Annotated in this window: 10 protein-coding genes; 6 read left to right on the forward strand and 4 right to left on the reverse strand. The window is 70.6% G+C overall.

Annotation, left to right across the window (positions count from 1 at the left end; all coding sequences use genetic code 11):
• Nucleotides 1-51: 51 nt before the first annotated feature.
• Nucleotides 52-1,197 carry a 4-hydroxyphenylpyruvate dioxygenase gene (hppD, locus tag OG246_RS14325; protein ID WP_266461051.1) on the forward strand — a complete coding sequence of 382 codons (1,146 nt, stop codon included), beginning with the start codon at nucleotides 52-54 and terminating at the stop codon, nucleotides 1,195-1,197.
• Between the two features lie 17 nt (nucleotides 1,198-1,214).
• Here hppD and OG246_RS14330 read toward each other — a convergent pair whose 3' ends face one another.
• Nucleotides 1,215-2,732, reverse strand: a complete 1,518-nt coding sequence (locus tag OG246_RS14330) for a lipopolysaccharide assembly protein LapB (protein WP_266461052.1) — start codon at nucleotides 2,730-2,732, stop codon at nucleotides 1,215-1,217.
• A 92-nt stretch (nucleotides 2,733-2,824) separates the two neighbouring features.
• On the opposite strand from OG246_RS14330, the gene OG246_RS14335 reads away from it, so the two are divergent.
• The gene (locus tag OG246_RS14335) at nucleotides 2,825-4,231 is read left to right on the forward strand and encodes an FAD-binding oxidoreductase (RefSeq protein ID WP_266461053.1); all 1,407 of its coding nucleotides are present in this window, start codon (nucleotides 2,825-2,827) and stop codon (nucleotides 4,229-4,231) included.
• Nucleotides 4,232-4,242: 11 nt separating this feature from the next.
• On the opposite strand, the gene OG246_RS14340 is transcribed toward OG246_RS14335, so the two are convergent.
• Complete coding sequence (locus OG246_RS14340; protein WP_266461056.1) at nucleotides 4,243-4,716, reverse strand: SsgA family sporulation/cell division regulator; 474 nt, start codon at nucleotides 4,714-4,716, stop codon at nucleotides 4,243-4,245.
• A 256-nt stretch (nucleotides 4,717-4,972) separates the two neighbouring features.
• Between OG246_RS14340 and OG246_RS14345 the strand changes: the two genes are divergently transcribed.
• Both OG246_RS14345 and OG246_RS14350 read left to right on the forward strand, forming a co-directional pair.
• Entirely contained in the window at nucleotides 4,973-6,469 is a 1,497-nt protein-coding gene (locus OG246_RS14345; protein ID WP_266461059.1) for an RDD family protein, read from the forward strand.
• Nucleotides 6,470-6,584: 115 nt separating this feature from the next.
• Nucleotides 6,585-7,244 carry an RDD family protein gene (locus OG246_RS14350; RefSeq protein WP_266461061.1) on the forward strand — a complete coding sequence of 220 codons (660 nt, stop codon included), beginning with the start codon at nucleotides 6,585-6,587 and terminating at the stop codon, nucleotides 7,242-7,244.
• A gap of 91 nt (nucleotides 7,245-7,335) precedes the next feature.
• On the opposite strand, the gene OG246_RS14355 is transcribed toward OG246_RS14350, so the two are convergent.
• The gene (locus OG246_RS14355) at nucleotides 7,336-7,632 is read right to left on the reverse strand and encodes a hypothetical protein (RefSeq protein ID WP_266464197.1); all 297 of its coding nucleotides are present in this window, start codon (nucleotides 7,630-7,632) and stop codon (nucleotides 7,336-7,338) included.
• A gap of 480 nt (nucleotides 7,633-8,112) precedes the next feature.
• Here OG246_RS14355 and OG246_RS14360 point away from each other — a divergent pair, with 480 nt between their 5' ends.
• A complete protein-coding gene (locus OG246_RS14360; RefSeq protein ID WP_266461063.1) occupies nucleotides 8,113-10,446 on the forward strand; it encodes an immune inhibitor A domain-containing protein in 2,334 nt (777 codons plus the stop codon).
• A 123-nt stretch (nucleotides 10,447-10,569) separates the two neighbouring features.
• The gene (locus tag OG246_RS14365) at nucleotides 10,570-10,965 is read left to right on the forward strand and encodes a hypothetical protein (RefSeq protein WP_266461065.1); all 396 of its coding nucleotides are present in this window, start codon (nucleotides 10,570-10,572) and stop codon (nucleotides 10,963-10,965) included.
• A gap of 16 nt (nucleotides 10,966-10,981) precedes the next feature.
• Here the strand turns inward: OG246_RS14365 and OG246_RS14370 are convergent, their stop codons facing one another.
• A complete protein-coding gene (locus OG246_RS14370; protein ID WP_266461067.1) occupies nucleotides 10,982-11,566 on the reverse strand; it encodes an isochorismatase family protein in 585 nt (194 codons plus the stop codon).
• Between the last annotated feature and the right edge of the window lie 36 nt (nucleotides 11,567-11,602).

Consider the following 11,602-nt stretch of genomic DNA (forward strand, 5'->3'; position numbering starts at 1 on the left):
GCGAATACGCAAACTATTGCGCACCTTGCCACGCAGGGGGAGCCTGCGAACATGACCCAGACCACAGACCACACTCCCGACACCGCCCGGCAGGCAGACCCCTTCCCGGTCAAGGGAATGGACGCGGTCGTCTTCGCCGTCGGCAACGCCAAGCAGGCCGCGCACTACTACTCCACGGCCTTCGGCATGCGGCTCGTCGCCTACTCCGGACCGGAGAACGGCAGCCGCGAGACGGCGTCGTACGTCCTCACCAACGGCTCGGCGCGCTTCGTCCTCACCTCCGTGATCAAGCCCGCCACCACCTGGGGCCACTTCCTCGCCGAGCACGTGGCCGAGCACGGCGACGGCGTCGTCGACCTCGCCATCGAGGTCCCGGACGCACGTGCCGCATACGCGTACGCCATCGAGCACGGCGCCCGCTCGGTCGCCGAGCCGTACGAGCTGAAGGACGAGCACGGCACGGTCGTACTCGCCGCGATCGCCACCTACGGCGAGACCCGGCACACCCTGGTCGACCGCTCGGGCTACGACGGCCCCTACCTCCCCGGCTTCACGGCCGCCGCGCCGATCGTCGAGCCGCCCGCCCACCGCACCTTCCAGGCCATCGACCACTGTGTCGGCAACGTGGAACTCGGCCGCATGAACGAGTGGGTCGGCTTCTACAACAAGGTCATGGGCTTCACGAACATGAAGGAGTTCGTGGGCGACGACATCGCGACCGAGTACAGCGCGCTGATGTCGAAGGTCGTCGCCGACGGCACGCTCAAGGTCAAGTTCCCGATCAACGAGCCCGCCATCGCCAAGAAGAAGTCCCAGATCGACGAGTACCTGGAGTTCTACGGCGGCGCGGGCGTCCAGCACATCGCGCTCAACTCCGGCGACATCGTCGAGACGGTACGCACCATGCGCGCGGCCGGCGTCCAGTTCCTCGACACCCCGGACTCGTACTACGACACCCTCGGTGAGTGGGTCGGTGACACCCGCGTCCCCGTCGACACCCTGCGCGAACTGAAGATCCTCGCCGACCGCGACGAGGACGGCTATCTGCTGCAGATCTTCACCAAGCCGGTCCAGGACCGCCCGACCGTCTTCTTCGAGATCATCGAAAGGCACGGCTCGATGGGCTTCGGCAAGGGCAACTTCAAGGCCCTGTTCGAGGCGATCGAGCGGGAGCAGGAGAGGCGCGGAAACCTGTAGCGGCACCCTGCGCGGAGCTACGCCGAAGGCTCCGCCGACGGTTCCTCCGATGGCTCATCCGCCGACTCGCCCGCCTCGCCGGACTCCTCCTCGGCCGATTCCCCCGGCCCCTCCTCCGCCGACGGCTCGCCCAGCGCCTCCAACCCCGCCTCCGCCTGCGGCACGAGCAGCGGCGAGAAGTACGGGTTGATGCGCAGAGCCTCGGCGAGGTGGCGGCGGGCCGGGCCGTACTGCTCCAGGGAGCGTTCGATCTGGCCGCGGTGGTAGGCGTACAGCGCACTGCGTACGGCGCCGCCGTGCTCCTTGTCCATCGCCCTGGTGGCGAACTTGAGGGCCTCCTCGTGCTCCCCGACGCGGTGCAGCGCCCAGCCCAGCGCGTCCGCGACGGCGATCCCGCCGTGCCGCTTCCACTCGGTGCGCAGCAGCTGCACGGCCGCCGCGGGATCGCCGTGGTCCGCCTCGAAGAGCCCGAGTACCAGGGCGTCGTCGACACCCCCGGCGGCCTCCTCCCGCGCACGCTCCCGCAGTAGGTCGTACTGCACGCGCGCGGCCCCGTCGACGCCGAGCTTCTCGTACAGCTCGCCCAGCTCCAGCGCGTACCGCGGCTCGGGCCGCTTGGCGAGCGCCGTCTGGTACGCGCGCAGCGCCTCCGACGTGCGCCCCAGCGCCACCAGCGCGCGCCCCTGCCCGGCGAGGGCGCTGTGCTCGTCGGGGTCGGTGCGCAGCGCGCGCTCGTAGTAGCCGAGGGACTGCTCGCGGTCGCCGCGCTCCCAGGCCAGCTCGCCGGCCTGCTGGAGGAAGGCCGCCTGCTCCGTGGGGGTGGCCGCGCGCGCCGCCGCGTCGGCGACCGCGGCCGCCGCGTCCTCGCGCCAGCCGCGGTCCCAGTAGACCCGCGCCGCCCGCGCGGTCACCGTCGGCCCGGAGCGCAGCTCGAGCAGCTTGTCGAGGGCCTTCCGGGTGGCCTTGTAGTCGCCGAGGCCGGTGTACGCGTCGAGCAGCAGCGGATACGTCGTCCAGCGCTTGGGCGCCAGCTTCACGGCCGCCTCGCCCCACTTCTTCCCCGCCCGGAAGTCACCGCGGGCGTTGGCGAGCGCCGCGAGGCCGTCGAGGGCCTCCACGTTCCCCTTCGGCCGGGCCTTCAGCGACGTACGCAGCGCCTGCTCGGCCTTCGGGTAGTACGCGGGCGTCGCGGTCCGCCGCCCCTGCTCCACGTACGCCGTACCGAGCACGGCCCACGACTGGACGTCGCGCGGATGGGCCCGCAGATGTGCCTCGCGGTCGCCGATGAGCGCCGCCAGGTCGGGCAGCGAGGCGGGCACCCCGGCCCCCACCGCCGTCTGCGCCCGCGCGACCGGGCCCGGCGCGGGCGGCGCCGCGTCCCGTTCCGCCGAGGGCAGCAGCACCAGTACACCGCCGAGTACGACGCATCCCGCGGCGGCACTGATCAGCGCCCACTTGGCGAAGGGGGAGAAGCGGGACCCGGAGGGCTCGGGCTCCTGTGGCTGCGCGGCCGGTCGCTGCTCTTCGATCTCCATGCCGCTCACTGTGCGTCAATACGAAGACCACATCACGGCACGCGTTGGGTGCCGCAGACGGGGTTCACACCGATGGCCCCGGGTGCGAGGCTGTGATCATGAGTCGTATCGAAGCGCCGCGCGACGAAGTCACCGGCAACCTCGTGGACCGTCTGCTGAGCGGCCTGCCGGCCGAAGCCGTTCTCACCGACCCGGACATCACGGCCTCGTACGCGAACGACATGGCGAGCTTCTGCGAGGCGGGCACCCCGGCCGTCGTGGTCCTTCCGCGCACCGTCGAACAGGTCCAGCACGTCATGCGCATCGCCACCGAGCTGCGCGTCCCCGTCGTCCCGCAGGGCGCCCGCACCGGCCTTTCCGGTGCCGCCAACGCCTCGGACGGCTGCATCGTGCTGTCCCTGGTGAAGATGGACAAGATCCTCGAGATCAACCCGGTCGACCGGATCGCGGTGGTCGAACCGGGCGTCATCAACGCGACCCTCTCCCGCGCCGTCAACGAACACGGCCTGTACTACCCGCCGGACCCCTCCAGCTGGGAGATGTGCACGATCGGCGGCAACATCGGCACGGCCTCCGGCGGCCTGTGCTGCGTCAAGTACGGGGTGACGGCGGAGTACGTCCTCGGCCTCGAGGTCGTGCTGGCCGACGGGCGGCTCATGACCACCGGCCGCCGTACGGCGAAGGGCGTCGCCGGGTACGACCTCACCCGCCTCTTCGTGGGCTCCGAGGGCTCGCTCGGCATCGTCGTACGGGCGATCCTGGCGCTGCGGCCGCAGCCGCCCCAACAGCTGGTCCTCGTGGCCGAGTTCGCGTCGGCGCGGGCCGCCTGCGACGCCGTGGTCAAGGTGATGGAGGGCGGCCATGTGCCGTCCCTCCTCGAACTGATGGACCGCACGACGGTGAAGGCCGTCAACGACCTCGCCCACATGGGCCTCCCGGAGACCACCGAGGCCCTGCTCCTGGCCGCCTTCGACACCCACGACCCCGCCGCGGACCTCGCCGCGGTCGGCGCCCTGTGCGAGGCCGCGGGCGCGACCCAGGTGGTACCGGCGGAGGACGCGGCCGAGTCCGAAATGCTGCTCCAGGCGCGGCGGTTGTCGCTCACCGCGCTCGAAGCGGTGAAGGGCACGACGATGATCGACGACGTGTGCGTGCCGCGTTCCCGGCTCGGCGACATGCTCGAAGGCATCGAGCGCGTCGCCGACAAGTACTCGCTGACCATCGGGGTCTGCGCGCACGCGGGCGACGGCAACACCCACCCCACCGTCTGCTTCGACGCCTCCGACCCCGACGAGTCCCGGCGCGCCCGCGAGTCCTTCGACGAGATCATGGCCCTCGGCCTGGAACTCGGCGGCACGATCACCGGCGAGCACGGCGTTGGCGTCCTGAAGAAGGAGTGGCTGGCGCGCGAGATCGGCCCGGTGGGCGTGGAGATGCAGCGGGCGATCAAGACGGCGTTCGACCCGCTGGGACTCCTCAACCCCGGCAAGCTCTTCTGACGCACCCAGATCTACTCCCCGTCCTTGGACTCGTCCGACGGCCACGGATCCCGCAGCCACAGGTCGTCGGCCGGAGTGGGCGCGAGCAGCTCGGCGAGGCCGTCGTCGATACCGAGCTGCTCAGCCTCAGAGCCCGGCGGGACCGCCCGCAGGGTTCGCTCCAGCCAGGCGGAGACCTGCGCGGAGGGTGCTTCGAGCAGCGCGTCGCCGTCCGGCGAACTCAGCGCCATCAGCACGACACTGCGGCCCGAGACCTTCGTCGGCCACACCCGCACATCACCGTGCCCGCACGGCCGGAACACCCCCTCCACGAGCAGTTCGCGGGCGAAGGTCCAGCTGACGGGATGGTCGGAGCCGATGTGGAAGGTGATGTGGACGGCGTACGGATCGTCGGTGCGGTAACTGAGCCGCGCCGGGACGGGGATGCTGCGTTCGGGCGACAGGACGAGTTTGAGCTCGAGTTCGCGTTCCACCACGGTGTGCATGTCGGTGCGTTTCCTTTCTCGTACGGGGCCCTGTGGGCGGGCCCGTACGAGTGGAGAGCGCGTTCAGGCGGAAGCATTACGCGGGTTCCGAGAAGTTTTTTCGGGTTGAGCTCCCAGCGGTGTGCCCAGTGGTGTCCGGACGTGGCGGAACCTTGCCCGAATGGGGCGGGTACGGCGGGAGCGGCAGTGGCGGGTGCGCCGGTCTGATAGATGTGGAGCCCCCAAAAGACCCCCGAGCAGATACGGGACGACGGACATGAGCGCCCCAACCCCGGCACCCGGTGACGACAGGCCCCGCGAAGGGTATTACCCGGATCCCTCCATTCCTGGATATGTCCGGTACTGGAACGGTGCCTCCTGGGTACCGGGTACGAGCCGTCCGGCGCCGTTGGACGGCGTGCCGCTCGCGTCGCCGCCCGGCTCGCACCCGGCGTCCGTGCCCGCCCAGGCGCAGGCGCCGGCTCCCGCCGAGGAGACCGGGCCGCACTTCTTCGACGAGGACCCGCAACCGTCCGGCGGCTCCCGGCAGGTGAGCCCCGCCGAGGCCCAGCACGGCAGCCGGCCCGAGCCCGCGGCAGCGTGGGGCGCCGACCGCTCCCGGCAGACCGGTTTCGGCGGCGAGCGGGACCGCCGCGTCGCCTGGGGTACGCCGCCGAGCGCCGCCGACCCGCGGGTACCCCACGCGTCGGAACCGGCCGACCCGGTGGTCCAGCCCGACGGCCGCTCCTCACGTACGGACGGCACGGCGACGATCCCGCCCGCGGACTCGGGCAGCCCCCAGCCTCCGGCGTCCGGCGGCACCGTGGTGTTCCGGCGCCCGACGGGACCGGTACGGCCCGCGGGAGTCGAGGGGACGGGCAGCGGCAGCGGGCGGTCCGCAGGACCCGGTGCCGAGGACCTGCCCTCCGAGGGCACCATGACCTTCCGCCCGCGCACGCCGCAGCAGGGGGCGCAGCCGGGGAGCACGGCCCCGGCCGCCGGTGCGCCCGCCGCGTCCGCCGGGGGCGGCTTCGGCGCCGGGCAGGCCGCCGCTGCCCAGGCGGCCCAAACCCCAGCGGCCCAAGCTCCGGCCACCCCGGTGACCCCCTCCGTCCCCCAGCAGGCAGCCGGCGCCCCCATGGCACCCGGTGTCGGCGGCGGTCAGCCCTCCTGGGCGCAGCAGGTGCACCGGCTCGCGGGGGACCCGGCGGAGGAGGGGCAGCCCGTCGCGCCGTGGAAGCCGCCGGTCGACGACATCTTCACGGCGGCCGCGCGCAGGCAGTCGGCGGCCCGTCCCGCGGGCCTCGGCAAGCGGCTGGCCGCCCGGCTCGTGGACACCGTCGTCCTTGCCGGGGTCACCGCCGTGGCCGCCGTACCGCTGGGCACCAAGGCGGTCGACCACGTCAACGAGAAGATCGATGCGGCCAAGCTCTCCGGCGAGACCGTCACGGTCTGGCTGCTCGACGGCACGACCGCGGGCTACCTCGGTGTGATCCTCGCCGTCCTGCTCCTCTTCGGCGTCCTCTACGACGCGCTGCCCACCGCCAAGTGGGGCCGCACCCTCGGCAAGAAGCTGTGCGGCATCGAGGTGCGCGACATCGAGGGCCACGAACCCCCGTCCTTCGGCTCGGCCCTGCGCCGCTGGCTCGTCTACGGCGTCACGGGCGTCCTCGGTGTCGGGGTCATCGGTGTCCTGTGGTGCCTGTTCGACAAGCCGTGGCGCCAGTGCTGGCACGACAAGGCGGCCCACACCTTCGTGGCGGCGCGGACGTAAGGAACGCCGGCGCAGAGGGCGTACAGAGCCACGCGTCATCGGACGTACACAACCCGGTAGCCCGGACGGCCGCTCGCCGGATGCGGACGGGGAGGGTTCGCGGTCCACTCGGGCCATGAGCAGCGAACCGCCGCCTCCGGGCTCCGGCCAGCCACCGGACGACGACCCGTTCAAGAAGCAGCCCCCGCCCGCCGAGGGCGGCGGCTCCCCGTACGACCCCTCGTACGGCGCCCAGCCCCCGCCGTCCGGCGCCCAGCCGCCCCCCTACGGTGGTGGCGGCGATCCCTACGGCTCCGGCGGCCCCTACGGCGGCGATCCGCTCGCCGGTATGCCGCCGCTCGCGGACAGCGGCAAGCGGGTCCTTGCGCGGATCCTCGACATGATCCTCGTGGGCATCGTGGTGTGGCTGCTGTCATGGGCGTTCGGGGTCACCGAGTACGACGTGGACACGGACAAGATCGACACCGGCAAGTCCTTCGCGCAGTCGCTCGTCGCCGCCGTGCTCTACGTCGGGTACGACACCTTCATGATCAGCAAGTCGGGGCAGACCCTCGGCAAGAGGCTGTTCAAGCTGCGGGTGGCCAACCTCGACAACGGCTCCACGCCGTCCGTGCAGACCACGCTGATCCGCTCGCTGGTCCTGTGGATCCCGTTCGCGTTCTGCTGCGCGTGCATCTGGACCGCGATCGCGGGTGGTTGGAGCTTCTTCGACAAGCCCTACAAACAGGGCCTCCACGACAAGGCGGCCAAGACGGTGGTGGTCAGCACCGGTTGACCGTCGGGCGGTGGGACGGGAAACGACGACCGGCGGGTCCGTGAGACACGGGCCCGCCGGTTCGCGTACGTGCTGACGCTTCTGCGGTGACCTAGGGGTTCGCCGGCTCGCGTACGGGCTCGGACGTCACGGAGGCGGCCACCGACGCGGTCTCGCGCTGTGCGGGGACGCGCCCCTCCAGTACGGGAACGACGGGCACCTTCACGGTGCGCGCCGGCTTCGGCAGCGGGACCGTCAGGGCGACGAGGAGTCCGAGAACGAGTGCCGAGAGGGTGATCGCCACGATCCCCGGGCCCGAACTCGTCTGAGACAGCAGCAGCATGGCGAGGGTGGAGAGGATCACGGTGCAGGAACCGTAGGCGAGCTGTGCGGCGGTCGGACGAGGCATGGCAGTCGTTCGAGGCATGGCAATCGTTTCCTCGGATGGGGGTGCTCCCCCCGGGTGCCTCTCGCGATGGGGGAGGGTGCGGATAGAGCATTGGGGGTGAGGCTGCGAATCGGGGGCCGACAACGGTGTCGACTTGGCAATCCATCGACATTCCGACGTGCCGCCAATCGACTCTATTCGCCTGCATGCCCGAGTGGAACGGCCGGTAAGCGTGACCTAACCCACGGTGCCGGTGCACAGGGGGCGCACGGAGTCATCACGTCCATGAAGTGGACGTCCCGGCGCGCCTGTTGAGCGGTGTGGTGGCGCTCCGCAGAGCGAACGCCCGCTCTACATAGTGCAGTTGCCAGGTTCAAGTCAAGATCTGTCTTTTCTTTGGTAACTCCGGTCCAATGTCGTCACTTGACACGCGTATTCGCCCGCGGACCCCATGACCTGGACCCCTCCATCCGCGTGAGCGCGCGCGAGGGAGGACATCAAGTGACCAGCAGATCATGGACGTTCAGAGGGGCGGCGGTGGGCGTTGCCCTCGCCGCGGCCACTGCCACGTTCTCGACGTTCGCCGTGGCGCAGGCCGACGCCGGTGCGTCGGCCCCGACGGTGGACCGCCGTGACCCGGCATCGCCCGCCGCGAGCGACACCGAGCACGACCTCAAGGGCCCGTTCACGGACAGCGAGGCGGCCCAGCGCGAAGAGGCGCTCCAGCAGGTCATATCCGGCGAGGCCACGGCCCAGGAGCGCAACGGCTCGCAGGTCGTGCAGCTCAGCAAGGGCAAGTACGTCGAGCTGGCCCGGGAGAAGACCGACAAGATCTTCACCATCCTGGTCGAGTTCGGCGACCAGATCGACAGCCGCTACGGCGGCACCGTCGGCCCGCTGCACAACGCGATAGCCGAGCCGGACCGCACCAAGGACAACAGCACGGCCTGGCAGGCGGACTACAACCAGGAGCACTTCAACGAGCTCTACTTCGGCACCGGCAAGGGTGTCGACTCGATGAAGACGTACTACGAGAAGCAGTCGTCGGGCCGTTACTCGGTCGACGGCGAGGTCTCGGACTGGGTCAAGGTCCCCTACAACGAGGCCCGTTACGGCTCCAACGACGCGAGCACCGGCGCCTGGTACGCGGTGCAGGACGGCGTCACCGCCTGGGTCGCGGCGCAGGAGGCGGCAGGCGCGACCGACGCGGAGATCAAGGCGCAGCTGGCCGAGTACGACCAGTGGGACCGCTACGACTTCGACGGCGACGGCAACTTCAACGAGTCCGACGGCTACATCGACCACTTCCAGATCGTGCACGCCGGTGAGGACGAGTCCGCGGGCGGCGGCGCCCAGGGCGCGGACGCCATCTGGGCCCACCGCTGGTACGCGTTCGGCACCGACGCCGGTTCCACCGGACCCGAGGGCAACAAGCTCGGCGGCGCCGCGATCGGCGACACCGGCATCTGGGTCGGCGACTACACCATCCAGCCGGAGAACGGCGGACTCGGCGTCTTCGCCCACGAGTACGGCCACGACCTCGGTCTGCCGGACCTCTACGACACCAACGGCGGCGACAACTCCACGGGCTTCTGGACGCTGATGTCGTCCGGTTCCTGGCTCGGCACGGGCGAGGAAGAGATCGGCAACCTCCCCGGCGACATGACCGCCTGGGACAAGCTGCAGCTCGGCTGGCTCAACTACGACACGGCGAAGGCGGGCACCAAGTCCTCGCACACGCTGGGCGTCGCCGAGTACAACACCAAGAACGCGCAGGCGCTCGTCGTCGAACTGCCCGAGAAGACGGTCACCAACGAGATCGTCGAACCGGCGCAGGGCGCGACCCAGTGGTGGAGCGGCAGCGGCGACAACCTCTCGCAGACGCTGACCCGTTCCGTGGACCTCACGGGCAAGTCCTCGGCCACGCTGACCCTTGACGGCTGGTGGGACATCGAGGCGGGCTACGACTACCTCTACACCGAGGTGTCCACCGACGGCGGCGCCAACTGGACCGCCATCGACGGCACCGCGGACGGCGCGGCCATCAGCCGTGACGGCAGCGGCAAGCCGGCGCTCGACGGCACGACCGAGGCGTACAAGAAGCTGTCGTACCCGCTGGACGCCTACGCGGGCCAGAACATCGGCCTGCGCTTCCGCTACGCCACCGACGGCGGCGTGGCCCAGAAGGGCTTCGCGGCCGACGAGATCAGCGTCACCGCGGACGGCACCGCCCTCTTCTCGGACGACGCGGAGACCGCGGACGCCGCCTGGACGGCGGACGGCTTCTCCCGTATCGGCGCGTCCATCACGGACGACTACGCGCAGTACTACATCGCCGAGAACCGCCAGTACGTGTCGTACGACAAGACCCTCAAGGTCGGCCCGTACAACTTCGGCTTCTCGACGACCCGTCCGGACTGGGTGGAGCACTTCCCGTACCAGAACGGCCTGTTGATCTGGAAGTGGGACACCTCCCAGCCGGACAACAACACCAGCGTCCACCCGGGTGCTGGTCTGGTGCTGCCGATCGACGCCCACCCGACCGCCCTGAAGTGGGCGGACGGCACGGTGATGCGCAGCCGTATCCAGGCCTACGACTCGCCCTTCAGCCTGTTCCGCACCGACGGTCTCACGCTGCACAAGGCGGACGTCGCGACCAAGATCGCGTCGCAGAAGGGTGTCTCGGTCTTCAACGACCGGACCAACACCTACTACGACACGAGCACCCCGCTGGCCGGTGTCAAGATCACTGACACCAACACCAAGATCAAGATCGTCAAGGAGGCCCTGAACGGCTCCACGATCTCGCTCCAGGTCGGCCCCGCAGTGAAGTAAGAGGCATTTCCGCAGGTCAGAGCATGATCGGCCGCGACCCCCTGGCGGGTCGCGGCCGATCGTGTTTAGGTGCGTCCTGTGATTCTCTTATTGACACCGGACCGCACGGGGGTGTGACTTTTCATGGCCGCAGGAGGTTTCTGCAAGCTGCCGAACGGCAGCGTGGTGGTGGCGCTGAACCTGCCCAGCCCGTCCGGCCCGTACAGCTCGGCCGCCGGCTGTGTGCGGGTGCTCGTGCTGGCCCAGAACCGGGCCCGCGCCCTGACCCGGCTGCGCAACCTGGGCCTGCGCGCGGTGTACCTGCGGGGCAACGCCCAGCCGCCCACCCCGGACGAGATCACCGCGGTCCTGCACCACCCCGACGGCCTGATATGGCGTACGGCCCCGGCCCCTGACAACGGTGTCAGCGTCAGCCCGGACATCGGCCCGGAGCTGGTCCAGGAGCTGTGGCACCCGATCAGGGCGCTCATGCGCAGACCCGCGCCCCAAGGCCTGCCCGCGGCGCCCCAAGGCCTGTAGGAGTTCCCCGGGAGGCTCAGACCACCGGCTTGCCGGTCAGCTCCACGCCCGCGCTCCGTAGCTCCTCCAGGGCCCGGTCCGTGGTCTCCTCGGCCACTCCGGCCGTGAGGTCGAGGAGGACCTGCGTACGGAAGCCCTCGCGGGCGGCGTCCAGGGCGGTGGCGCGTACGCAGTGGTCGGTCGCGATGCCCACCACGTCCACCTCGTCGACCTCCCGGGCCCGCAGCCAGTCCGCCAGCGTCACCCCGTTCTCGTCGGCGCCCTCGAAGCCGCTGTACGCCGCCGCGTACGCGCCCTTGTCGAAGACGGCGTCGATCGCGCCGGAGGCGACGACCGGGGCGAAGTTCGGGTGGAAGCCGACGCCCTCCGTGCCGGCCACGCAGTGCGCGGGCCAGGAGTGGACGTAGTCGGGGTTGTCGGCGAAGTGGCCGCCGGGGGCGATGTGGAGGTCGCGGGTCGCGACGACATGGCGGTAGCCGGCGGGCGCCTGCCCGATCAGCTCCGTGATGGCGGCGGCCACATCGGCACCCCCGGCCACCGCGAGGCTGCCACCCTCGCAGAAGTCGTTCTGCACGTCTACGACGATCAAGGCGGGGCGCATGGCGGGTGTCCTTAGGCTCGGCATGAGGTCGGTGGT

The organism is Streptomyces sp. NBC_00620 (assembly GCF_026341825.1).
Taxonomy (GTDB): domain Bacteria; phylum Actinomycetota; class Actinomycetes; order Streptomycetales; family Streptomycetaceae; genus Streptomyces.

Bases quoted from the DNA above. Each gene is read 5' to 3' on its own strand.
- OG246_RS14365 (WP_266461065.1), top strand. From the start codon at position 10,570: ATGGCCGCAGGAGGTTTCTGCAAGCTGCCGAACGGCAGCGTGGTGGTG.
- hppD (WP_266461051.1), top strand. From the start codon at position 52: ATGACCCAGACCACAGACCACACTCCCGACACCGCCCGGCAGGCAGAC.
- OG246_RS14355 (WP_266464197.1), bottom strand. From the start codon at position 7,632: ATGCCTCGTCCGACCGCCGCACAGCTCGCCTACGGTTCCTGCACCGTG.
- OG246_RS14370 (WP_266461067.1), bottom strand. From the start codon at position 11,566: ATGCGCCCCGCCTTGATCGTCGTAGACGTGCAGAACGACTTCTGCGAG.
- OG246_RS14345 (WP_266461059.1), top strand. From the start codon at position 4,973: ATGAGCGCCCCAACCCCGGCACCCGGTGACGACAGGCCCCGCGAAGGG.
- OG246_RS14330 (WP_266461052.1), bottom strand. From the start codon at position 2,732: ATGGAGATCGAAGAGCAGCGACCGGCCGCGCAGCCACAGGAGCCCGAG.
- OG246_RS14350 (WP_266461061.1), top strand. From the start codon at position 6,585: ATGAGCAGCGAACCGCCGCCTCCGGGCTCCGGCCAGCCACCGGACGAC.
- OG246_RS14340 (WP_266461056.1), bottom strand. From the start codon at position 4,716: ATGCACACCGTGGTGGAACGCGAACTCGAGCTCAAACTCGTCCTGTCG.